Annotated in this window: 27 protein-coding genes; 26 read left to right on the top strand and 1 reads right to left on the bottom strand. The window is 33.3% G+C overall.

All coding sequences use genetic code 11. The annotated features are described in order from the left end of the window. Positions 1-5 precede the first annotated feature (5 nt). The 25 genes from rplP (at position 6) to orn (ending at position 17812) form a co-directional block, all read left to right on the top strand. Positions 6-416 carry a 50S ribosomal protein L16 gene (rplP, locus tag ERCISPPS3390_RS01295; protein WP_157989073.1) on the top strand — a complete coding sequence of 137 codons (411 nt, stop codon included), beginning with the start codon at positions 6-8 and terminating at the stop codon, positions 414-416. Beyond that, positions 416-610, top strand: a complete 195-nt coding sequence (gene rpmC / locus ERCISPPS3390_RS01300; protein ID WP_197095055.1) for a 50S ribosomal protein L29 — start codon at positions 416-418, stop codon at positions 608-610. Before rplP ends, rpmC begins: the two co-directional genes overlap by 1 nt. Beyond that, positions 607-861 (top strand): 30S ribosomal protein S17, encoded by a 255-nt coding sequence (gene rpsQ / locus ERCISPPS3390_RS01305; RefSeq protein ID WP_197095056.1) that lies wholly within the window; start codon positions 607-609, stop codon positions 859-861. The genes rpmC and rpsQ overlap by 4 nt, the downstream gene beginning before the upstream one ends. Positions 862-1039: 178 nt before the next feature. Then, positions 1040-1411, top strand: coding sequence for a 50S ribosomal protein L14 (gene rplN, locus ERCISPPS3390_RS01310; protein WP_197095057.1), 372 nt, complete (start codon positions 1040-1042; stop codon positions 1409-1411). Positions 1412-1421: 10 nt separating this feature from the next. After that, a complete protein-coding gene (rplX, locus tag ERCISPPS3390_RS01315) occupies positions 1422-1745 on the top strand; it encodes a 50S ribosomal protein L24 (RefSeq protein WP_197095058.1) in 324 nt (107 codons plus the stop codon). A 4-nt stretch (positions 1746-1749) separates the two neighbouring features. Beyond that, positions 1750-2289, top strand: a complete 540-nt coding sequence (gene rplE, locus ERCISPPS3390_RS01320; protein WP_197095059.1) for a 50S ribosomal protein L5 — start codon at positions 1750-1752, stop codon at positions 2287-2289. 14 nt (positions 2290-2303) lie between these two features. Next, positions 2304-2609 (top strand): 30S ribosomal protein S14, encoded by a 306-nt coding sequence (gene rpsN, locus ERCISPPS3390_RS01325; protein WP_197095060.1) that lies wholly within the window; start codon positions 2304-2306, stop codon positions 2607-2609. A 29-nt stretch (positions 2610-2638) separates the two neighbouring features. Beyond that, positions 2639-3031 carry a 30S ribosomal protein S8 gene (rpsH, locus tag ERCISPPS3390_RS01330; RefSeq protein ID WP_197095061.1) on the top strand — a complete coding sequence of 131 codons (393 nt, stop codon included), beginning with the start codon at positions 2639-2641 and terminating at the stop codon, positions 3029-3031. A gap of 36 nt (positions 3032-3067) precedes the next feature. Further along, a complete protein-coding gene (rplF, locus tag ERCISPPS3390_RS01335) occupies positions 3068-3601 on the top strand; it encodes a 50S ribosomal protein L6 (RefSeq protein ID WP_197095062.1) in 534 nt (177 codons plus the stop codon). Positions 3602-3610: 9 nt separating this feature from the next. Further along, positions 3611-3964, top strand: a complete 354-nt coding sequence (rplR, locus tag ERCISPPS3390_RS01340) for a 50S ribosomal protein L18 (RefSeq protein ID WP_197095063.1) — start codon at positions 3611-3613, stop codon at positions 3962-3964. Between the two features lie 15 nt (positions 3965-3979). Continuing rightward, positions 3980-4498 carry a 30S ribosomal protein S5 gene (gene rpsE / locus ERCISPPS3390_RS01345; protein WP_197095064.1) on the top strand — a complete coding sequence of 173 codons (519 nt, stop codon included), beginning with the start codon at positions 3980-3982 and terminating at the stop codon, positions 4496-4498. Next, positions 4488-4676, top strand: a complete 189-nt coding sequence (gene rpmD / locus ERCISPPS3390_RS01350) for a 50S ribosomal protein L30 (RefSeq protein WP_197095065.1) — start codon at positions 4488-4490, stop codon at positions 4674-4676. The genes rpsE and rpmD overlap by 11 nt, the downstream gene beginning before the upstream one ends. Then, positions 4677-5111 carry a 50S ribosomal protein L15 gene (gene rplO / locus ERCISPPS3390_RS01355; RefSeq protein ID WP_197095066.1) on the top strand — a complete coding sequence of 145 codons (435 nt, stop codon included), beginning with the start codon at positions 4677-4679 and terminating at the stop codon, positions 5109-5111. A gap of 7 nt (positions 5112-5118) precedes the next feature. Continuing rightward, entirely contained in the window at positions 5119-6450 is a 1332-nt protein-coding gene (gene secY, locus ERCISPPS3390_RS01360; RefSeq protein WP_197095067.1) for a preprotein translocase subunit SecY, read from the top strand. A gap of 9 nt (positions 6451-6459) precedes the next feature. Next, positions 6460-6576 (top strand): 50S ribosomal protein L36, encoded by a 117-nt coding sequence (gene rpmJ / locus ERCISPPS3390_RS01365; RefSeq protein WP_197095068.1) that lies wholly within the window; start codon positions 6460-6462, stop codon positions 6574-6576. Positions 6577-6708: 132 nt separating this feature from the next. Continuing rightward, positions 6709-7065, top strand: coding sequence for a 30S ribosomal protein S13 (gene rpsM, locus ERCISPPS3390_RS01370; RefSeq protein WP_197095069.1), 357 nt, complete (start codon positions 6709-6711; stop codon positions 7063-7065). Between the two features lie 16 nt (positions 7066-7081). Continuing rightward, positions 7082-7471: a 30S ribosomal protein S11 gene (rpsK, locus tag ERCISPPS3390_RS01375; protein ID WP_157990345.1), complete on the top strand. Its 390-nt coding sequence runs from the start codon at positions 7082-7084 to the stop codon at positions 7469-7471. A 32-nt stretch (positions 7472-7503) separates the two neighbouring features. Further along, the gene (gene rpsD / locus ERCISPPS3390_RS01380; protein ID WP_197095070.1) at positions 7504-8124 is read left to right on the top strand and encodes a 30S ribosomal protein S4; all 621 of its coding nucleotides are present in this window, start codon (positions 7504-7506) and stop codon (positions 8122-8124) included. 23 nt (positions 8125-8147) lie between these two features. Continuing rightward, positions 8148-9149 (top strand): DNA-directed RNA polymerase subunit alpha, encoded by a 1002-nt coding sequence (locus tag ERCISPPS3390_RS01385; RefSeq protein WP_197095071.1) that lies wholly within the window; start codon positions 8148-8150, stop codon positions 9147-9149. A 23-nt stretch (positions 9150-9172) separates the two neighbouring features. Then, positions 9173-9544: a 50S ribosomal protein L17 gene (gene rplQ / locus ERCISPPS3390_RS01390; RefSeq protein WP_197095072.1), complete on the top strand. Its 372-nt coding sequence runs from the start codon at positions 9173-9175 to the stop codon at positions 9542-9544. A 121-nt stretch (positions 9545-9665) separates the two neighbouring features. Continuing rightward, complete coding sequence (locus ERCISPPS3390_RS01395) at positions 9666-10007, top strand: TusE/DsrC/DsvC family sulfur relay protein (protein ID WP_197095073.1); 342 nt, start codon at positions 9666-9668, stop codon at positions 10005-10007. Between the two features lie 1082 nt (positions 10008-11089). Then, the gene (hldE, locus tag ERCISPPS3390_RS01400; protein ID WP_197095074.1) at positions 11090-12526 is read left to right on the top strand and encodes a bifunctional D-glycero-beta-D-manno-heptose-7-phosphate kinase/D-glycero-beta-D-manno-heptose 1-phosphate adenylyltransferase HldE; all 1437 of its coding nucleotides are present in this window, start codon (positions 11090-11092) and stop codon (positions 12524-12526) included. 1216 nt (positions 12527-13742) lie between these two features. Beyond that, positions 13743-15803: an oligopeptidase A gene (gene prlC, locus ERCISPPS3390_RS01405; protein WP_197095075.1), complete on the top strand. Its 2061-nt coding sequence runs from the start codon at positions 13743-13745 to the stop codon at positions 15801-15803. A gap of 7 nt (positions 15804-15810) precedes the next feature. After that, positions 15811-16566: a class I SAM-dependent methyltransferase gene (locus tag ERCISPPS3390_RS01410; protein ID WP_197095076.1), complete on the top strand. Its 756-nt coding sequence runs from the start codon at positions 15811-15813 to the stop codon at positions 16564-16566. A 700-nt stretch (positions 16567-17266) separates the two neighbouring features. Next, positions 17267-17812 carry an oligoribonuclease gene (gene orn / locus ERCISPPS3390_RS01415; protein ID WP_197095394.1) on the top strand — a complete coding sequence of 182 codons (546 nt, stop codon included), beginning with the start codon at positions 17267-17269 and terminating at the stop codon, positions 17810-17812. Between the two features lie 532 nt (positions 17813-18344). Here the strand turns inward: orn and sohB are convergent. Then, positions 18345-19376, bottom strand: a complete 1032-nt coding sequence (sohB, locus tag ERCISPPS3390_RS01420) for a protease SohB (protein WP_197095077.1) — start codon at positions 19374-19376, stop codon at positions 18345-18347. A 1097-nt stretch (positions 19377-20473) separates the two neighbouring features. Between sohB and ERCISPPS3390_RS01425 the strand changes: the two genes are divergently transcribed. Beyond that, positions 20474-21751 carry a multifunctional CCA addition/repair protein gene (locus ERCISPPS3390_RS01425; RefSeq protein WP_197095078.1) on the top strand — a complete coding sequence of 426 codons (1278 nt, stop codon included), beginning with the start codon at positions 20474-20476 and terminating at the stop codon, positions 21749-21751. Positions 21752-21957: the final 206 nt, after the last annotated feature.

The raw sequence follows: 21957 nt of genomic DNA on the forward strand, positions 1-21957 counted from the left end.
CGCCGATGTTGCAACCAAGGCGCACAAAATTCCGTAAGATGCAAAAAGGTCGAAATCGTGGTTTAGCGCAAGGTAGAGATATTAGCTTCGGTGTTTTTGGTCTAAAAGCTGTTGATCGTGGTCGTTTAACTGCCCGTCAGATCGAAGCGGCACGTCGCGCAATGACTCGTGCTATGAAGCGTCAGGGAAAAATTTGGATCCGTATTTTTCCAGATAAGCCAATTACTGAAAAGCCACTAGAAGTTCGTATGGGCAAAGGTAAAGGAAATGTAGAATATTGGGTAGCGCTGATTCAACCAGGCAAGGTTTTATATGAAATGAGTGGTGTTTCAGAAGAACTTGCTCGTGAGGCTTTCAAATTAGCAGCATCAAAATTATCCATTAAAACCACCTTTGTAACTAAAACGGTGATGTAATGAAAGCTATAGATCTATGTGAAAAAAGCATTGAAGATCTGCATATCCAACTTGTGATCCTTTTACGTCGACAGTTTAATCTACGTATGCAATCAGGGTCCAGTCAGTTTAAAAAAACTCATGTTTTTAAGCAGGTTCGCCGCGATATTGCACGCGTAAAGACTGAGCTGACTCACAAGGCGAAATTATCATGACTGAAAAAATGCGTACCTTGCAAGGTAGAGTGATGAGTAACAAAATGGAAAAATCAATTGTCGTGGTTATTGAGCGGTTTGTAAGACACCCGATATATGGTAAATTCATAAAGCGTACAACTAAATTACATGTGCATGATGAGCATAATGAATGTGAGATTGGCGATGTTGTGAGTATTCGTGAATGTCGTCCATTATCAAAAACCAAGTCATGGACTCTCGTTCGCGTTGTAGAGAAAGCAATTATTTAATAGGAAGCCACCATATACCTCATATTTAAAGAGAAACGGCTCCGATAGAGAGCCGTTTATTATTTCTATATATATAATAGAAGCAGTGTTATACTATTCTGGTATTTTATAAAAAACTTAATAAAATCTGAGTTCGGTGGTTATGTAAGTATATAGTTGAAATTAGCGGAGTATTAAAATGATCCAAGAACAGAGTATGTTGCACGTTGCCGATAATTCTGGCGCGCGTTGTGTAATGTGTATCAAGGTTCTGGGTGGTTCTCGCCGACGCTATGCAGGTATAGGCGATATTATTAAAATTACCATTAAAGAAGCTATTCCGCGTGGTAAGGTTAAGAAAGGTGACGTGCTGAAAGCAGTAGTTGTTCGCACCAAAAAAGGTGTGCGCCGCCCAGACGGTTCTATCATTCGATTCGACGGAAATGCATGTGTGATCTTGAATAATCACAATGAGCAACCAGTTGGGACGCGAATCTTTGGACCCGTAACTCGTGAATTGCGCAGTGAAAAATTCATGAAGATTATCTCTTTAGCACCAGAGGTGCTCTAAGGAACCAAAAATGGCCGCTAAAATTCGGCGTAATGATCAAGTAATTGTATTAAGTGGAAAGGATAAAGGAAAGCGTGGTAGAGTAAAAAATGTATTAGTCTGTGGTAAAATTCTTGTCGAGGGTATTAATTTAGTTATTAAGCACCAAAAGCCGATTCCAGCTATTAATAATCCAGGTGGTATTGTTAAAAAAGAAGCGGCAATACAGATATCTAATGTTGCACTTTTTAACTCAGACACTGGCAAAGCTGATCGAGTAGGTTTTAGATTTGAGGGAGGAAAAAAGGTTCGTTTCTTTAAATCTAACAGCAAAACCATAAATAATATGGAGTAGTTCAATGGCAAGATTATATGCTTTTTACAAAAAGGAAGTGGTGAAAAAACTTATGACTGATTTTGGGTATCACTCTGTCATGCGTGTGCCACGAATTGAAAAAATTACTCTAAATATGGGTGTAGGTCAAGCAAGTTCAGATAAAAAATTATTAGATCATGCAGTGATTAACTTGGCAGCTATATCTGGACAAAAACCTTTGATTACTAAAGCACGTAAGTCTATTGCCAGTTTTAAAATTCGCCAGGGTTATCCTATTGGTTGTAAAGTAACTCTGCGTGGTAAACGTATGTGGGAATTTTTTGAACGTCTAGTTTCTATTGCTATTCCACGCATTCGTGATTTTAGAGGTTTATCAATTAAATCTTTTGACGGAAATGGTAATTACAATATAGGTATTCGAGAGCAGATTATTTTTCCAGAAATTAATTATGATCAAATCGATCGAATTCGTGGTATGGATATCAGTATTACTACCACTGCACAATCTGATGCTGAAGGGGAAGCGCTCTTATCTGCATTTAACTTTCCATTTCGCAAGTAATAAGGGGCGCTCTTGTGGCTAAAAAAGCATTAAAAGCACGCGAAGTTGTTCGCGTAAAAATGGCCAAAAAATATCGCTCTAAGCGTAAAATATTAAAAGATATTATTTCTAGTGTTCACGCATCTGCGGAAGAGCGTTGGGATGCTATGTTAAAATTACAAAATATACCTCGTGATTCCAGTCCTTCTCGTCAGCGTAATCGTTGTCGTCAGACTGGTCGGCCTCATGGTTATGTTGGTAAATTTGGTTTAAGTCGTATAAAATTGCGCGAAGCGGCTATGCGCGGTGAAGTGCCTGGTTTAAAAAAGGCTAGCTGGTAAGTATTGGTTATATATTAGGAGTAAAAAAGATGAGCATGCAGGATCCAATTGCAGATATGTTAACCCGTATCCGTAACGGCCAAGCAGCGAATAAAATTTCGGTTAGAATGCCTTCTTCTAAATTAAAATTAGCTATTGCTGGTGTCCTAAAAGAGGAAGGATATATTTTAACATATTCTATCATAAATGATATTAAGGTAGAGCTAGAGTTAACTTTAAAGTATTTTCAAGGAAAGTCTGTTATTGAAAGCATTCAGCGCGTGAGTCGTCCAGGATTAAGGATTTACAAACGAAAACATCAATTGCCAAAAGTTATGGCAGGGTTAGGTGTTTCTGTTATTTCTACTTCTCAAGGGGTGATGACAGATCGTTCAGCTCGTCAAGCAGGCCTCGGCGGTGAAATTGTCTGCTACATAGCTTAATTGCATGTAGCGTAAGCTTAGTTGGAGGGACTGAAAATGTCTCGTATTGCTAAAGCACCTGTAAGTATTCCTATTCATGTACAGGTAAAACTTGACGATCAGGTCATTACTATTACAGGAAAAAATGATGAGTTAACGCATACGTTAAATAAAGCTGTATTGGTAAAAGAGGTTAACAATACCCTAATTTTTTCGCCACAGCCAGGTTTTATTAATGGCTGGACCCAAGCAGGTACTGCTCGTGCTCTAGTGAACGCGATGGTCATAGGTGTGACTCAAGGTTTTACTAAACAGTTACAGCTTGTTGGTGTGGGTTATCGCGCTACCTTAAAAGGAAATCGATTAAATTTATCACTAGGTTTATCTCATTCTATCGATCATGTGCTTCCAAAGGGTATTGTCGCTACATGTGTTGGTCAAACTGACATTATACTAAAAAGCGCAAATAAACAGTTACTTGGTCAAGTTGCCGCCGATCTGCGTGCTTATCGTCCTCCTGAACCTTATAAGGGTAAGGGGATTCGTTATACGCATGAGATTGTGCGTCGCAAAGAGGCTAAGAAGAAATAAGGTAATACTATGGATAAAAAATCTGCTCGTCTCCGACGAGCAACTCGTGCACGTTATCAATTAAAAAAGCTTAGTATTACTCGCTTGGTGGTACACCGTACCTCGCGTCACATTTATGCACAAGTTATTTCTCCTAATGGTTCTGAAATTTTAGTAGCCGCTTCTACAGTAGAAAAATCAGTTGGTAAAAAATTAAAATACACTGGAAACAAGGACGCTGCAGTCACCGTTGGCGCACTGGTTGCCGAGCGTGCAATTCAGAAGGGTGTAACACGTGTAGCTTTTGATCGTTCTGGTTTTCAATATCATGGTCGTGTTCAGGCGTTAGCAGACGCTGCTCGCGAAGCTGGTTTACAGTTTTAAGGCATAAGGTGTAAGATGGCACATATCGAAAAACAATCTAGTGAACTACAGGAAAAACTAATCTCGGTAAATCGTGTTTCTAAAACTGTTCAAGGTGGGCGTATTTTTTCTTTTACAGCCCTTACTGTTGTTGGAGATGGTAATGGACGAATGGGGTTTGGTTATGGTAAGGCGCGTGAGGTACCGGCCGCAATTCAAAAAGCAATGGAAAAAGCTCGACGAAATATGAGTTATTTTGCATTATGCCATGGCACGTTACAACATCCTGTTAAAGGTTCTCACACGGGGTCTCGTGTATTTATGAAACCAGCATCAGAAGGAACTGGTATTATTGCTGGTGGTGCAATGCGTGCTGTTCTAGAGGTGGCTGGTATTCATAATGTGTTAGCTAAAGCTTATGGTTCCACAAATCCAATTAACGTAGTACGTGCTACTTTAGATGGCTTGATGAGAATGAGATCTCCAGAAATAGTTGCTGCTAAACGTGGTAAATCTATTGAAAGTATTCTTGGAGATAGTTCTCATGGCGATTAAAATGATAAAAATTACTCAAACGCGTAGCGCGATTGGTTGTTTGCCTAAACATAAGGCTACTTTACTTGGTTTAGGTCTGCGGAGAATTCGTCACACTGTATATCGTGAAGATACGGTAGCTATCCGAGGTATGATTCGAGCTATTTCCTACATGATTAAAGTGGTGGAGGGGGGGTAAATGTATTTAAATACCTTATCACCAGCTAAAGGTTCTAAACATGTAGCAAAACGTTTAGGGCGAGGTATTGGATCTGGGTTTGGCAAAACTGCTGGACGAGGTCATAAGGGGCAAAAATCACGTGCTGGTAGTGGCGCGCATCGCGGATTTGAGGGTGGTCAGACTCCTTTATACCGGCGTTTGCCAAAATTTGGTTTTATATCTCGTAAAGCTAGATTTACCGCGCAAGTACGTCTATCTGATTTAAATAGGATCAAAAGTACCATTATTGACCTTCATACTTTAAAAGAAGCGCGTTTAATTAGTATGCAAACTAAATTTGCAAAAGTGATACTTTTTGGTAGCATTGAGACGGCTATTACAATTCGCGGGTTACGTGTAACCCAGGGTGCTCGTTCGTTAATTTTTGCTGCTGGCGGAAAAATTGAGGCATAACTCATCGATGGTTAAGCAATCACGACTTGGTTTTCAAAGTACAAAAGGTGGCTTGAGTGAGCTAAAGATTAGATTAGCTTTTCTTATAAGTTCGCTGATTGTTTTTCGTATTGGTTCTTTTATTCCAATCCCAGGAATTGATGTGACTATTATCTCCAATCTTCTTGAGAGGCAGCGTGGAACTATTATTGACATGTTTAATATGTTTTCTGGAGGTTCGTTAAGTCGCGCTTCCATCTTTGCTTTAGGGATAATGCCATACATCTCTGCATCGATTATTGTTCAGATATTAACAATAGTTAACCCTACTTTATCTGAACTAAAAAAAGAAGGAGAGGTTGGTCGTCGGAAAATTAGTCAGTATACCCGTTACGCTACTTTAGCGCTCGGTATACTTCAATCAATTGGCATTGCTATAGGTTTGCCGAATATGCCAGGAATGAAGGGTTTAGTGCTGCATCCAGGACTTGGATTTTTTATTACTGCTGTGATTAGTTTAGTAACTGGAACTATGTTTCTTATGTGGTTAGGTGAGCAAATTACAGAAAGAGGCATAGGTAATGGTATTTCTATGATAATTTTTGCAGGTATCGTAGCTGGTTTGCCATCTGCGCTTGGGCATACTCTTGAAGAAGTTAGACAAGGTGAGTTACATATTCTTGGTTTAATATTATTGGCAATTTTAGTGTTTTCTATTACCTTATTTGTTGTATTTATTGAGCGCGGTCAACGACGAATTGTTGTGCATTATGCGCAGCGTCAGCAAGGTCGAAAAATTTACGCTGCACATAACACACATTTGCCCTTAAAAGTTAATATGTCTGGAGTTATTCCTGCTATTTTTGCCTCTAGCCTGATTTTGCTTCCAGCAACGTTGATATCGTGGTTTGGTGATGGTATTGGGTCTGGTTTATTGATGAAAATTTCACTTTTTTTGCAACCTGGACAGCCGCTTTATGTGTTGCTGTATGCAACATTAATTATTTTTTTCTCTTTTTTTTACACAGAGCTAGTTTTCAATCCACGTGAAACAGCAGATAATTTAAAAAAATGTGGTGCATTTATTTTAGGGATTCGTCCAGGAGAGCATACTGGAAAGTATATTCAAAAGGTTATGAGTCGATTAACATTAATAGGTTCTTTATATATTACATTTATTTGTTTAATTCCAGAGTTTTTACGTAACTCAATGAAAGTTCCATTTTATTTTGGTGGTACGTCTTTACTAATTGTAGTAGTTGTAATCATGGATTTCATGGTGCAAGTACAAACTCTATTAATGTCCAATCAATACGAGTCTGTATTAAAAAAAGCAAACTTAAAAGGTTATAGTCGTTAAGAGGGTAAAATGAAAGTATGTGCTTCTGTTAGAAAATTATGTCGTAATTGTAAGATTGTTCGTCGCAATGGAGTGATCCGTGTGATTTGTAGCACTGATCCTAAACATAAACAGCGACAAGGGTAATTAATTTTTATAATGTTTTAATTGGATTAAACTGATTTAGATACTTGTATGTTGACTATATGTTCTAATAGAAGTATTCTAAAATGGGCTTTTGGATAAAATACACTAGTTCGTAATATATAGGAGTGCATAGTGGCCCGTATAGCAGGGATTAACATTCCTGATCAAAAACATACCGTAATTGCATTAACTGCGATATTTGGCATTGGCAAAAACCGTTCGCAGTTTATTTGCAGATCAACGGGTATTGCCGAACATGTTAAGATCAGTGATCTAACCGAAGAGAAACTTGACATGCTTCGTGATGCAGTATCAAAATTTATTGTTGAAGGCGATCTGCGTCGAGAAGTTACCATCAGTATTAAGCGTCTTATGGATCTTGGGTGTTATCGTGGATTGCGTCATCGTCGTGGTCTTCCAGTTCGTGGTCAACGAACCAAGACTAACGCTAGGACGAGAAAGGGTCCGCGTAAACCAATCAAGAAATAATCTGGATAATTAAATAATGACTAAGGTACCAATTCGTTCACGTAAGCGAGCAAAAAAACAACTCTCTGATGGTGTGGCTCATATTCATGCCTCATTTAACAATACTATTGTTACTATTACAGATCGTCAGGGTAATGCACTAGGTTGGGCAACAGCTGGTGGGTCTGGTTTTCGTGGTTCTCGTAAATCCACGCCATTTGCTGCACAAGTTGCTGCAGAACACTGTGCAGAATCTGTAAAAGATTATGGTATTAAAAATCTAGAGGTAATGGTTAAAGGCCCTGGTCCAGGTCGCGAATCAACTATTCGTGCTTTGAATGCCGCTGGTTTCCGTATTACAAATATTACCGATGTAACCCCAATCCCACATAATGGTTGTCGTCCACCCAAGAAACGTCGAGTATAAAATTTCTTTTTAAGAAAGATTGGAGAAAGAAAATGGCAAGATATTTGGGTCCGACACTAAAGATTAGTCGTCGTGAGGGCACAGACCTATTTCTTAAGTCTGGTGTGCGTGCAATTGATACAAAATGTAATTTAGAGAAAGCCCCGGGTCAGCATGGGGCCCATAAAACACGTCTATCGGACTACGGAATTCAATTACGCGAAAAACAAAAAGTTCGTCGTATGTATGGAATATTAGAACGTCAATTTCGCAATTATTATAAAGAAGCCGCTCGATTGCGAGGTAACACTGGAGATAATTTGTTATCGCTTTTAGAAGGTCGCTTAGATAATGTAGTGTATCGCATGGGTTTTGGTGCTACACGATCTGAAGCGCGACAATTAGTTAGCCATAAAGCAATTATGGTAAATCACCGAGTAGTAAATATTTCTTCTTATCAGGTATCATTAAATGATGTTATTGGTATTCGAGATAAAGCAAAAAAACAATCTCGCATCAAAGCTGCGCTAGAGCTATCAAATCAGCGTGAAAAACCAACGTGGTTAGCGGTTGATATTACAAAAATGGAAGGGGTATTTAAACATATTCCGGAACGTACTGATCTTACTGCAGACATCAACGAACACCTTATTGTAGAACTTTACTCTAAGTAAGGTAGTATTTAAGAGAGGACATAATGCAGGGTTCTGTAACTAAATTTTTAAAACCGCGACTAGTAGATATTGAGCAAGTTAGCTTAACACGCGCTAAAGTTACCCTCGAACCATTAGAGCGTGGCTTTGGTCATACATTAGGTAATGCACTTCGCCGTATTTTATTATCATCAATGCCTGGTTGCGCGGTTACAGAGGTTGAAATTGACGGTGTATTGCATGAATATAGTACAAAAGAAGGCGTCAAAGAAGATATTCTTGAGGTTCTTTTAAATTTAAAAGAATTAGCAATTATACTATATGGAAAAGATGAGGTTATTCTTACGTTGTGTAAATCTGGTATTGGTCCGGTCACGGCTGACGATATTACTCATCACGAAGATTTTAAAATTGTGCACTTGACACATTTAATTTGTAACTTAACTCATGAGAACGCTAGTATTAATATGCGCATGAAAGTACAGCGTGGTCGTGGTTATGTTCCTGCTTCTTCTCGTATAAATGTTGAAGAAAATGGGCGCACATTTGGTAAACTATTAGTTGATGCTTGTTATAGTCCAGTGGATCGTATAGCCTATAATGTTGAATCAGCACGTGTAGAGCAGAGAACGGATTTGGATAAATTAGTAATAGATATTGAAACAAATGGAACTATTGATCCAGAAGAGGCGATTCGACGAGCAGCTACTATTTTGTCAGAACAACTAGAAGCCTTCATTGATTTGCGTGACGTACGTCATCCTGAAATCCAAGAAGAAAAACCAGAATTTGATCCAATCTTATTAAGGCCAGTGGATGATTTAGAGTTAACAGTTCGCTCAGCTAATTGCTTAAAGGCGGAAGCTATTCATTATATTGGTGATCTAGTGCAGCGTACAGAGGTAGAGCTTTTGAAGACTCCTAATCTTGGTAAGAAGTCTTTGACGGAAATTAAAGATGTGTTAGCAACCCGTAATTTATCCCTAGGTATGCGATTAGAAAATTGGCCCCCAGAATTAATAATAAATAACCTAATTAAAAATTAAGCTCTTATTGAGAAGGAGAAGTTATGCGACACCGTAAGAGTGGTCGTCAACTGAATCGTGACAGAAGCCATCGTAAGGCTATGTTTCGAAATATTGCTATCTCTTTGATACAGTATGAGTTTATTAAAACAACTGTTCCAAAAGCAAAAGAGCTTCGCCGTATGCTCGAACCTTTGATTACTCTCTCTAAGAGAGATAGCGTTTTTAATCGTCGTTTAGCATTTTCTCGTATTCGAAATCATGAGATAGTTGCAAAATTATTCACTAAAATTGGTCCACGTTTTATAAATAGATCAGGTGGGTATATAAGAATTTTAAAGTGTGGTTTTCGATTAAGTGACAATGCCTCAATGGCATATATTGAGCTTCTGGATCGTCCTAAAAGAGCAGACTGAATTATTTTTTATATTATGGATAATATTTTTAAGATAATAGTTTTTGATACAAAATTATTCTAATTTTACCAAAAGTATAACATAAACTATTAATGTAAATGTAAATAATTGAGCATTTATAATGAAGCATGGTCAGCTAAAAAATACTAGAATCAAAGTTTTGCGTGACGAATCTGGTTACTTAATATCTGTAAAAGATTGGAATAAAGATCTTGCAGAAGAGTTAGCACAAGAGGAAAGAATTGAGCTTAGTTCTACCCATTGGGAAATTATTGATTTTGTGCGAAGATTTTATTTAGAATTTAATATATCTCCAACAGTACGTATGTTAGTTCAGGCTTTATCTAAACAGTATGGGCAAGAATACGGAAATAGTCGTTATCTTTTTCGGCTATTTCCGAAAGGTCCAGCAAAACAAGCAACCAAAATTGCTGGACTTCCTAAACCTGTAAGGTGTATATAATGATTAATCAAATTTCTAATAATTGAAAGTTTTTTGTGTTCTAATAGAGCATAAAGAACATTAGACAATTTTATATTTTTAGTTAGCGTATAAAGCTAACAATATTTTTATCTGAATAAATAGAAAATTTTACAATACATATTAGAATTGATAGTAATCAAATCTTATTCTGATGATAAATCATGACTAATAAAATTAAATATTGTATTTATAGATATAAAATTTTTTCTAAAGATTTTGATTTTTTTATTTTTAGGTATTAGTGAAGATACTAGATCGATTAGATGTTCAATTTTTTCTAATTATTCTAACAGAGATAAAGTAATCTAAAGCATACAACATAAAACAAGTTAAGGTTTATTAATATAGTGGTTAAGTATATTAATTTCGACTCATTTTGAGAATAATATCTACCAGATCGTGTAAACCATTTAATAGCTGTATCTGAAAGAATTACTAGGTATCACTTAATTTTAATATTCCGACATAGATTAATAATTTGAATAATAATTTAGTGAGCCATTAAATTATTCTTATTTTTTAAAAAATTATCAGATAGGCATAAAATTGATAAATTTTATGTAGTGTTAATTTATATAGTCTTATTGGACTCAGTAATTCATTTGTTTATAGGTGTGCATAAAAGTCCACTCTCAATATAACTAGTATCTTGATAAATTTCATTCTATTGTGTTTTTATGAATAGACTGAAAGCTATCATGGTTTTAGTTCTTTATGTTTTAAATAAATATCAAATTTTACAGGATTTTTAGATTCTTTTCAAAATAATAAAAATGAATAGAATTATAAATTCTAGGGATTTGCCAGATATATCAATTAAAATTTAGATAATGATTCACTTAGATTTTAAAATTTTTTTATATTTTAATAACAGTGTTGTTTATTATACTCTATCCTTAAATTTTATAAAGGTAGATTGTTGATGGGTGATATTTTAAGTAGTTCTTATCGCTGATGGGTTATGGCTATATTTTTCTATTTTGTTGAAAAGCACTTAGTTGGCTCACAGTTACTTTGTTTATTGAGATGCAATTAAGCTGAATCTAGCGTGGAGTTTCTAAATGAAAAATACTTTGCTTGACTTTAATGATTCAAGCATATTAGTCGTTGGGGATGTAATGTTAGATCGTTATTGGTATGGTTCAACTTATCGAATTTCTCCTGAAGCACCGGTTCCAGTAGTCAAAGTCAGTAATGTGAAAGAGTTTCCAGGTGGTGCCGCGAATGTTGCTATGAATATAGCAACTCTTGGTGCTAAATCTTATCTGATTGGTTTAATTGGAGAAGATGATGCAGCTCAAGTTCTTATGGAATCTTTAGCAAATAGAAATGTATATTGCAATCTAATCTCTCATTCCAATTGTTCTACAATGATTAAATTACGCATACTCTCACGTAATCAGCAATTAATTCGTATAGACTTTGAAGAAGAATTTAAAGAAATTGATCATTCTCTTATTGATGATCGCATTAAGGTTTGTTTACCACAGGTAAATGTATTAGTTTTATCTGACTACTCTAAAGGGGCGCTGACTAATGTCAAAAGCATTATTAATCTAGCACGTCAATTAAATATTCTGATTTTAGTAGATCCTAAAGGTAAAGATTTTTCCCGTTATTACGGCGCTACTCTTCTCACTCCTACTTTGCATGAATTTGAACAAGTGGTTGGAAAATGCTCAAATGAAGGCGATATTATTAAGCGAGGTATGACATTATTAAAACAGTATTCTATCTCCGCGTTATTAATTACTCGTTCAGAACATGGCATGACTTTATTACAACCTGAAAAATCACCTTGTTATATGCCCACTAAAGCGCAGGAAGTTTTTGATGTAACTGGTGCTGGAGATACAGTTATTGCTGTTATAGCAAGTGCTTTATCGGTTGGTAGAACTCTTGAAGAGAGTTGTTTTCTTGCTAATGAGGCAGCAGGCGTAGTAGTCGGTAAAATTGGTACATCAACGGTTTCTCCAGAAGAGCTTAATAGAGCAATGGTAAACAGATCCGAAAGGAGTTGTAGAATAGTAAATGAAGCGCAGTTGATTACTGCAGTGAATCAAGCTAGGCAATGTGGTGAAAAAATAGTAATGACTAATGGTGTTTTTGATATTTTACATGCCGGACATATTTCTTATCTTGTTAGTGCCAAAAAGCTAGGTAATCGACTCATTGTTGCAGTTAATAGTGATGCATCAACTAGTCGTCTTAAAGGAATATCTCGACCAGTGAATACATTAGTGAATCGAATGAGTGTCTTAAGCGCCCTTGAAATGGTAGATTGGGTGGTTAGTTTTGAAGAGGATACTCCTCGGAGAATTATTAAAAGAATATTACCTGATTTTTTAGTTAAAGGCGGGGATTACCAACACAAACTGAAGGACATTGCGGGTAGTCAAGAGGTTCTGGCTAATGGCGGAGATGTGCGAATTTTAAATTTAAAAGATGGCATTACTACAAGTAATATTATTAAAAAAATTATTTCACAATCTATATAGATAGATGTAGTGTTATTTTAAAAAAATCTTATTAACTAGAACTTTTCTATAGTTCCAACATATTATGCAGAGTTTTGGAGTTTAGAGTATAGAGATTATATTCGAATAAGTGAGTGTATTTTTCTTAATCTATACAAATCAGTTTTGTAGTTACTTAACATGTTTGTGCTTATTAGTTATATAAGTTTAACCATGAAAAAGTTTATTAATAAATTGTCAGCATGTTTGTTTAATATTTAAAATATTAAAATTTTTATTGCTATGATATATAGAAATGTTTTTTATTTATAGATAGTATCTTGAAACTATCAAATACACTGTCCTGGTTTAATTTAAATATTTTTGGCTACATAGAAAATATGTGTACGTTTTTATAATTTATTTTATTATCTATAATATATTAGTTGAGTTATCGCCTAAATGCACCATAGGGTATTAAATATTTGTATAGGGGAATTAATACGATAAAAGTAAGTTCGTTTTCTTGAAGATAAAAAATTTGTACTGTATATTATAGATGTGTATGCATATTAAATATTTAAATATTATATTAAGAATTTAAAATGCTAATGTATTATCATACATGTCATGCAAAAATTTACACTAGGTATTGGGATAGCACTTCTTATTTTAGAAGAGACTTTATTGAGAACATTGGTTAAATTCATTATTTAATGAAGTTAGGGTATCTATAAATTACAATGTAGATTAAACAGATCATATTTATAGAAAAATAAAAACAAAATTGCATCTAATATAGATATATTATAAAGTATATTTAGCTGTAATTTTTCTATTATCTATTATATAGATTCTTAGAATATGTAATTAAAATAGACGACTATTTAATAGGAATATTATCAGATAACAAAGTTAAAACATCGTTAACAAAATATTTAACCTGAGATGATACAGCTAAAAATCTATTTTTATAACTGCAGAAATTTTATTGACAAAAATAAAATTTATTTATATTAAATTTATGAAGTGGATTATGCAGAAAAATTAATAGATTAATATTTATCAAATTATTATAAATAGTAGTATAAATGCTTTATTTGTATAAAACAATAAAAATATGTACAGTACAAGAGCTTTCAAAGATCTTTTTTAAAGCTCTAGCTGCAACTTTTATCTAAATAATATTAATTATAATACTATCATGTATTGTTGAATGATAAATTATGAATGATTTTCCTAATATCAGGGTTGTATAATGACTAATCCTTTACTTACTTCTTTTGTTTTGCCTCCTTTTTGTTCTATTAAAGCTGAACATATAATTCCAGCGATCAAGTGTGTTTTATACCAGTGTCGAGAAGTAGTAAAAAAAATAGTAGGTCAACGCGGTCCGTATGATTGGGATAATTTAGCGCAGCCTTTAATGGAAGCAGATGATTATCTCAGTCGTGTATTTTCCCCCATTAGCCATTTAAATTTAGTAAAAAATAATCCAGAATTACGCTCAGCTTATGAGCAAGTTTTATGCATGTTATCTGAATACAATTCTTGGGTTGGCCAAAATGAAGCGCTATACACAGCATATTCTACACTGAGAGATAATACTTCTATTTATCAATCGTTAAATATCGAACAAAAACAATTTATAGATAACACTCTTCGAGATTTTCAGCTTTGTGGAGTAGGTTTGTCTAAAACTAAAAAGAGTCGCTATAAGGAAATCTTCACGCGTTTGTCGGTGCTTTCTGCAACTTACAGCAACAATGTTCTCGATGCTACTATGGGGTGGAGTAAGGTCATTACAGATAAGAATGAGCTTACCGGTATACCAGATAGCATTTTAAAAACTATGCAGTTAAAAGAAAAAGCTATAAACCAGCATGGATGGCGTTTAACATTAGATGCAACTAGCTATGTACCCGTGATCACTTACTGTGATAATAGAGCGTTGCGTGAAGAGATTTATTGCGCTTACTTAACTCGTGCTTCTGATCAGGGCCCAAATGCTGGTAAGTGGGATAATACATCAATTATGTATGAAATATTAACTTTGCGCCATGAATTATCCAAAATACTTGGATTTTCTTCTTATGCTGAGAAGTCATTGGTTACGAAAATGGCAGAAAATTCAGATCAAGTTATTCTTTTTCTTAATGATTTAGCGCAATGCGTACGTTCAAAAGCAGAACAAGAATTGGAGCAATTGCGAATATTTTCAAAAAAAGAATATAACATTAACGATTTACAACCATGGGATATAGCTTTTTTCAGTGAAAAACAAAAGCAGAGTTTGTATGATATTTCTGATGAACAATTACGCCCTTATTTTCCAGAAAATTTGGTTCTTAATGGACTTTTTAAAATAGTTGAGAATGTCTATGGTATTACGACCATAGAGCGCTATGATGTTGAGGTATATCATAGGGATGTTCGATTCTTTGAGTTATTTGATGAAAATCAAATTATGCGCGGTAGTTTTTTTCTCGATCTGTATGTGAGAGATCATAAATGCAGTGGTGCATGGATGGATGACTGTGTTAGCCAGATGCGTAAATTAGATGGTACTTTACAAAAACCAATAGCTTACATAACTTGTAATTTTAATCGTCCATATGACGGGGAAGTGGCGCTTTTTACTCATCAAGAAGTAATTACGCTATTTCACGAGTATGGTCATGGTTTGCATCACATGTTAACACAAATTGAGACACGTGGTGTTTCTGGTATTCATGGTGTACCATGGGATGCAGTTGAAATGCCCAGTCAATTAATGGAAAATTGGTGCTGGAGACCAGAATCTTTAGCGTTAATTTCTGGCCATTATAGAACTGGTGAAGCATTACCAAAAATATTTTTAAATAAATTATTAGCAGTAAAAAACTATCAAATAGCGTTATTTTTGCAAAAACAAATAGTGTTTTCTTTATTTGATTTTCATTTACATATGCAATGTGATCAAGATAAAGGTGTAAAAATTATAGAGTTATTTCGAGATATAAAATATCAGATATCTGGAGTGTTGGAACCAAAATGGAGTCGTTTTCCTAATGCATTTAATCATATTTTTTCTGGTAGTTATGCGGCAGGTTACTATAGTTATTTATGGGCGAATGTTTTAGCGTCAGATGCTTGGTCTCGTTTTGAGAGAGAGGGCGTTTTAAATCGCGATACTGGAAACTCACTGTTAGATAATGTTTTAACACGTGGTGGGTCTGAAAATCCAATAACTTTGTTTTATCGTTTTCGTGGCCGCAAACCAACAATAGATGCAATGCTAAAGCAATATGGAATAACATCTATAGATAGAACAATATAAGTTATTTATGCGTATTTGCTTATTAGATGAATCAGGTGTAATAAATAAAAATAATCTGTCTACCTTAGCCGCTCGATGGAATCTAGAGCATGATAACAATACACTAATGGCTTTAGTAAAGAAACCATTTCATCTTGAACTACAAAAGAGAAATGAACCTTTACTTGGTGGTATATTAGTGAATTTTTCCTCTAGAACGCAATCATATAGACGTAATTTTGGTGGAGGAGTTGAAGAAGCTATATCAAAAGCTGTAGGTATAAAGAGAGATTATTATCCAAGTATATTAGATGCTACCGCAGGATTGGCGCGCGATGCTTTTGTATTAGCAGCATGTGGCTGTCAAGTTCAGATGTTAGAACGTCATCCAGTGATTGCACTGTTATTAGAAGATGGTTTAAGGCGTGGTTATGCTGATTTAGAGATTGGATCATGGTTACGTAAGCGTTTGATTTTATTAAATTTTTCTAATTTATCAGTTTTTAGCACGATCCATCCAAAACCAGATGTAGTATACATTGATCCAATGTATCCTAAAAAAAAGAAAAGTGCTTTAGTAAAAAAAGAAATGCGCATTTTGCAACACCTAGTAGGTTTAGATGAAGACGCAGATAGTCTATTAAAACCTGCGCTTGCTCTTGCAAAAGATCGTGTAGTGGTGAAGCGTCCACATTATGCACAGTCATTAGCAGGAATGATAAGTGATAAATCTATAAAAACTAAAAAACATCGTTTTGACATTTATTTTTCTAGCAGTTTATAATCAAGTATTTGATAAGTTCATTGTTGTGTATCCACCAGTACATTTATTGTAGATTATCTTTTATTAAAAATTAATCTTTGCTTTATATATCCATATATGTTGATGTATATACATTAATATAATTATATGATTTTTCTAATATCTTCGTTTTGATAAAAAATTTTAGTGTAATAGTGCATCTATGGATTTTCTGGATAATGACACAAGAAACACATCTGAATCTATAAGATGCAGATGTGTTTCTTGTGTAAGAGAAAGATCTCTATATAAAGATAGATCATCGAAGATTTTTTGAAAATATATAAAGCATAGTAATTTATTTTATGAGATGTAATAAGATCACTAAAAGTGTGTTGTCTAATAACACTTGATCTATGTTCTGTGTATGTTCTGTTTATTTATTTTATTTAGTTTTTATAGATTATATATCCACAAATATTAGATATTTTCATGAGTTGGAAGAGTTTTCTTTATAGGGAGCTCTATAGCCATAGTATGATTAAAAAATGTTTTTTGGAACAAAAACAATCTATACAGAACAATAAATTACTAAATTATGATTTATTTTTTTCAGTTTTTAACATTTTTCAGAGATAGTTTCACATGATTTATTTGTAGTATATTGATCAATAAGTATCTTTTTTAAAGAATATATATGTATCATCTATTTAAATAATTAACATGCTTAATCAGAGTGCTTATAATTTTGAATATTAATAACTTAATATGGATTGATCTGGAAATGACTGGTTTAAATCCAGAAAGAGATCGCATTCTTGAAGTTGCCATACTTGTAACAAATTCGGACCTACAAGTTCTTTCTGAAGGATTGGTTTGTACGATATATCAATCAATGGAGTTTCTTAGCTTAATGGACAAATGGAATATAAAGACGCACACTGCTAGTGGTTTAATTTCTAGGGTACAGAATAGCCAGGAAAGCGAACGTTCTGCTGAAATTTCAATTTTAAAGTTTTTAAAAACATTGATACCAGCTAAATGTTCACCTATGTGTGGTAATAGTATAGCTCAAGATCGTCGTTTTTTGTTTAAATATATGCCAGATTTAGAGAATTATTTTCATTATCGTTATTTGGATGTCAGCACTCTTAAAGAATTAGCGCGTCTTTGGAAACCAGAAATTCTATTAGGATTTAAAAAACAAGGTATGCATAGAGCACTAGATGATATTTATGACTCTATCGCAGAGTTAGTCTATTATCGTCAGAATTTTATACAGCTCTAAAGATTTGATCCTTATCATAATTTTAATAAATATATCTAATTAGTATTAGTAAATTTTTAGATTTTTTATATGACGTAGAAAATTGATTTACTTATGATAGGATAGATTTAAATATAAAATCGCTGATACTTTGTAAGTTTCTATATAAGAATAGAGATCATTAGATTGAATATTGTGGATAAAATTTAGTATTTCATGTTATCATCAATCCAAAATAGTTAATATAATACTATCGAGAGTTAATTAAGCGCTATATATTTTCTTGTGGTTATACAGTGATAGTGTCACTATATATAAAATTATATTTTAAGATATAATGTTAAGATATTATATCTTAAAATATTTTGATATTACTAAGTGAACATTTTTAAAATAAATTACAATTGTAGATTATAGATAAATAATCTTTTGTATAGCTTTTACCGTAATAGTCTTATTCGTTTTAGATTGAATGGATTTTTACTATATTAAAAGAATTTTTTAAGTAAGAAAAATATTAATGATATTATCATGCATAAAAGTCATTACGTGATTATCGTCTTAAAAATTTCTCCAAGATCTGGGTCATACTATGGTATATACTATGATTAAAACGGTCTAAAATTCCTTTTTGTTGAATATAACAAAGATTTAGAATGTTATATTCTGAGATTTTATCCATGATCCAATCATCGCTAGTAGTAATTCGGTCTACTAACCCTTTTTCTAGTGCCTGGCTACCATACCAGTGTTCTCCGGTTGATACGATATCTATATTTAATTGTGGCCGCATTTGATGCACAAACTGCTTAAACAATAAATGCGTTTGATTTAAATTATCACAGAATTTTTCTCTCCCTTCTTTGCTATTTTCACCGAATAACGTTAAAGTGCGCTTATGCTCTCCAGCGGTATGAAGTTCCATGTCAATTTTGTTTCTTTTTAAAAGACGGTGAAAATTAGGGATCTGTGCTACCACACCAATCGAGCCAATTAATGCAAATGGCGCGGCAATAATATGGTTGGCGACACATGCCATCATATAACCTCCGCTAGTAGCAATTTTATCTACAGAAATTGTTAGTGGAATAGATTTTTGTCGTAATCGTTGAAGTTGTGATGCAGCTAAACCATAGCCATGTACTACTCCGCCAGGACTTTCAAGACGTAATAATACTTCATCGCCTGTCTCAATAACAGATATAATTGCAGAGATTTCTTGTCGTAATGAGGATACTTCTTTAGCATTTATACTACCTATAAAATCAAGTATATATAATGTTGGTTTTTTTTTGTTTGCAGCATGTCCTGCTTTATTTTTTTGTTTTAGTTCTTTCTGTTTCTTTTTTTCTTTCTTTTTATATTCTTTTTTCCATAATTTTTTTTCTAAAGGCATCATTTTTTCTAAATTTATTCTATTTTGTATCTCAAGATAATATGTATCTAATCGAGTTAGTATTAGTTTTCCGGCTCTAGTATTACCACGCTTAGTAAGATTAGGAATCATGACTAATAATATTATTAATGTTATCACTACAGTAATAATTTTAGCAAGAAAGAGTCCATAAAAAGAAAGTAAATCCACTTGATCCGCCTCAAAATAAGATGTGAAAGGTCTATCGAGTTTATTGTATATTTGATAGTAAGTTGTTTTTTTTACAGTTTCTTTAAAAGATATAAAAATATTTTAGATTATAGTCAGTACATAACATAATAGGTATCTTTATATCTATATTTTTATTTGAAACCTTTATTTAATAATATATTAATTTATCATGTTTAATATATAATTTTTTGTAGTTATAGACATCTGATCTGTATATAGGAAATTTTTTGAAATTTTCATAATTAGGGTTGGGTCTATTGTTTCGTTTAGGTTAATATTTATCACATTAAATATTAATTATATGACGATACTTTTAGTTATAAGTCAATAGGTTTTAGGTTTTGTATTTTACCACGTAAGAGATACGGGTGTTAATATAAAATTTAATGAGAGTATTATTTTTTATACACAGATGATTTTATTAGATTTTTGCAAAATAATTCAGTAATTTATATTATATTAAGCTGATTACATGATATTTATATATGATATATATTTGCACATATTATAAAATGATTTATGGTAATTATGGTCTTTATGTTAAAAAGTTAAGATACTAGTTATATGGTATAATTAGCTATTATATACACTGATTATAAAAATTTTTACATATCTTCACGTAGATATAACAATTAGATATTGTGTTTTAATTTTATTAAAAAATAAAATTTTAAAAGAACTTTTATAAAAACAGCTGTAAAAAGAGTGTTTGCATCATCTATATTATTGAGAGTAGCTTACTAAGCATTTAAGATTTACTCAGCATTAATTAAGTATAGATAATGTTGATTATGACACCAGATATATTGCAGAGATAAAAACAAATAAAGAAGCATATAGGTAGATAGTTTCATAAGCTACTCATAATTTTTATTTTAGAGGTAGTTTTTATAAGATTATTTATGTGATCATTCCAGAAATTTCAGATTATATGTAGAATATAAATTACTTATTTCTCTGTTGAAATCTTCATTTCGTAAAAGAAAAATTCTGAACGTTATTAAATTAATAAAGTTCTTATGAATTTAGTTAAATTATTCTATGAATAATTAATTTTATCTTTTTGGAGCAGGAGAATGGAAATATATCTAGTTGGTGGTGCTGTTCGTGATGCACTATTAGATTTACCAGTGAAGGATAAGGATTGGGTAGTGGTAGGAGGCTCCCCTGATCAAATGCTTCAATTAGGCTATAAAAAAGTTGGCCGTCATTTTCCAGTTTTTCTACATCCAATTAGTCGTGAAGAATATGCATTAGCTCGTACTGAGAAAAAATCAGGAAGAGGATATGTTGGGTTTGTTTGTTATTCGAAACCTGATGTTACCCTAAAGGAAGATTTAGCTCGTCGTGATCTGACTATTAATGCTATTGCAAAGGATAAATATGGTGTATATTATGACCCATATGGTGGATGTATTGATCTTCAGAATCGAAAACTACGTCATATTTCTTCCGCTTTCTGTGAAGATCCATTACGTGTATTACGTGTAGCTCGTTTTTCTGCGTATTTTACTAATTTACAATTTCGAATTGCTCAAAAGACATGGACTTTAATGAAGAAGGTGGTACATAGCGGAGAATTATCTTCTCTTTCTCGAGAGCGTATATGGAGAGAGATGGATCTTGCCTTTAAGACGCATCATCCTCAGGTTTTTTTGCAGGTTTTAAAGGATTGCGGTGCTCTAAATGAACTATTCCCTGAATTAAATTCTGCATACTGCTCTCTTTTTACTAAAAAAAAACAAGATTCTTTGATTACCACTAATAAAAAAAATGTTTTTTTGACATTATCTATAGTGGCACAAAATCGCTCAGAAGTTGATATCCGATTTGCTGCTTTATGCTATGATTTAAAAAAATCTATAATCATACCAGATAATGCCTCTAATGATAGCAAAGGTGATAAAATAGGTACTAGGATAATTTCAATTTTTTGTAACAGTCTAAAGCTTCCAAAAGAACATCGTGATCTTGCATTATTAGTATCTGAATTTTATAGTGCATTTAATAAAATTCATCTTTCCTCTCCTGAGGAATTGATAACACTGTTTAATCGTATAGATGCTTGGAGAAAACCATGTCGCGTGGAAAAGATCGCGTGCATTGTCGATGCTGATTCTAGTAAATATGGGGCATGTTTAGATAATCTTTCTTCTAAGGGAGAGCATTTTTATAATGCATGGAAAGTTGCCCAAAATGTATCTACTCAGGCCGTGATCTCTGCGGGATTTATAGGACAAAAAATATGTGAAGAGCTTTACAGACGTCGGATTTCTGCTTTAACTATCTGGCAAAATTCTTATAAAAGTATTTTAAAAACTTTACTAAATTCAGCAGTGCATGTTAATAAATAACATATGATGTTAGTTTGTAATTTATGGATATATACTCTTGACAAGATACTTTAAACTCTTTAATAAACTCTTTGATAATTATTTATTGAATAAATACAATAAAGCGACTTGAAATTTAAGATTTTATGTTATTATGTTTTTATACGATAAAATAAAATTTTTTTGATTACTCACACAGGACGAATAAATCTAGAATAATGCAAACT

The sequence above is a fragment of the Candidatus Erwinia haradaeae genome (assembly GCF_900698885.1).
Classification (GTDB): Bacteria; Pseudomonadota; Gammaproteobacteria; order Enterobacterales; family Enterobacteriaceae; genus Erwinia_E; species Erwinia_E haradaeae_H.

Bases quoted from the DNA above. Each gene is read 5' to 3' on its own strand.
- rplP (WP_157989073.1), top strand. From the start codon at position 6: ATGTTGCAACCAAGGCGCACAAAATTCCGTAAGATGCAAAAAGGTCGA.
- rpmC (WP_197095055.1), top strand. From the start codon at position 416: ATGAAAGCTATAGATCTATGTGAAAAAAGCATTGAAGATCTGCATATC.
- rpsQ (WP_197095056.1), top strand. From the start codon at position 607: ATGACTGAAAAAATGCGTACCTTGCAAGGTAGAGTGATGAGTAACAAA.
- rplN (WP_197095057.1), top strand. From the start codon at position 1,040: ATGATCCAAGAACAGAGTATGTTGCACGTTGCCGATAATTCTGGCGCG.
- rplX (WP_197095058.1), top strand. From the start codon at position 1,422: ATGGCCGCTAAAATTCGGCGTAATGATCAAGTAATTGTATTAAGTGGA.
- rplE (WP_197095059.1), top strand. From the start codon at position 1,750: ATGGCAAGATTATATGCTTTTTACAAAAAGGAAGTGGTGAAAAAACTT.
- rpsH (WP_197095061.1), top strand. From the start codon at position 2,639: ATGAGCATGCAGGATCCAATTGCAGATATGTTAACCCGTATCCGTAAC.
- rplF (WP_197095062.1), top strand. From the start codon at position 3,068: ATGTCTCGTATTGCTAAAGCACCTGTAAGTATTCCTATTCATGTACAG.
- rplR (WP_197095063.1), top strand. From the start codon at position 3,611: ATGGATAAAAAATCTGCTCGTCTCCGACGAGCAACTCGTGCACGTTAT.
- rpsE (WP_197095064.1), top strand. From the start codon at position 3,980: ATGGCACATATCGAAAAACAATCTAGTGAACTACAGGAAAAACTAATC.
- rpmD (WP_197095065.1), top strand. From the start codon at position 4,488: ATGGCGATTAAAATGATAAAAATTACTCAAACGCGTAGCGCGATTGGT.
- rplO (WP_197095066.1), top strand. From the start codon at position 4,677: ATGTATTTAAATACCTTATCACCAGCTAAAGGTTCTAAACATGTAGCA.
- secY (WP_197095067.1), top strand. From the start codon at position 5,119: ATGGTTAAGCAATCACGACTTGGTTTTCAAAGTACAAAAGGTGGCTTG.
- rpmJ (WP_197095068.1), top strand. From the start codon at position 6,460: ATGAAAGTATGTGCTTCTGTTAGAAAATTATGTCGTAATTGTAAGATT.
- rpsK (WP_157990345.1), top strand. From the start codon at position 7,082: ATGACTAAGGTACCAATTCGTTCACGTAAGCGAGCAAAAAAACAACTC.
- rpsD (WP_197095070.1), top strand. From the start codon at position 7,504: ATGGCAAGATATTTGGGTCCGACACTAAAGATTAGTCGTCGTGAGGGC.
- ERCISPPS3390_RS01385 (WP_197095071.1), top strand. From the start codon at position 8,148: ATGCAGGGTTCTGTAACTAAATTTTTAAAACCGCGACTAGTAGATATT.
- rplQ (WP_197095072.1), top strand. From the start codon at position 9,173: ATGCGACACCGTAAGAGTGGTCGTCAACTGAATCGTGACAGAAGCCAT.
- ERCISPPS3390_RS01395 (WP_197095073.1), top strand. From the start codon at position 9,666: ATGAAGCATGGTCAGCTAAAAAATACTAGAATCAAAGTTTTGCGTGAC.
- hldE (WP_197095074.1), top strand. From the start codon at position 11,090: ATGAAAAATACTTTGCTTGACTTTAATGATTCAAGCATATTAGTCGTT.
- prlC (WP_197095075.1), top strand. From the start codon at position 13,743: ATGACTAATCCTTTACTTACTTCTTTTGTTTTGCCTCCTTTTTGTTCT.
- ERCISPPS3390_RS01410 (WP_197095076.1), top strand. From the start codon at position 15,811: ATGCGTATTTGCTTATTAGATGAATCAGGTGTAATAAATAAAAATAAT.
- ERCISPPS3390_RS01425 (WP_197095078.1), top strand. From the start codon at position 20,474: ATGGAAATATATCTAGTTGGTGGTGCTGTTCGTGATGCACTATTAGAT.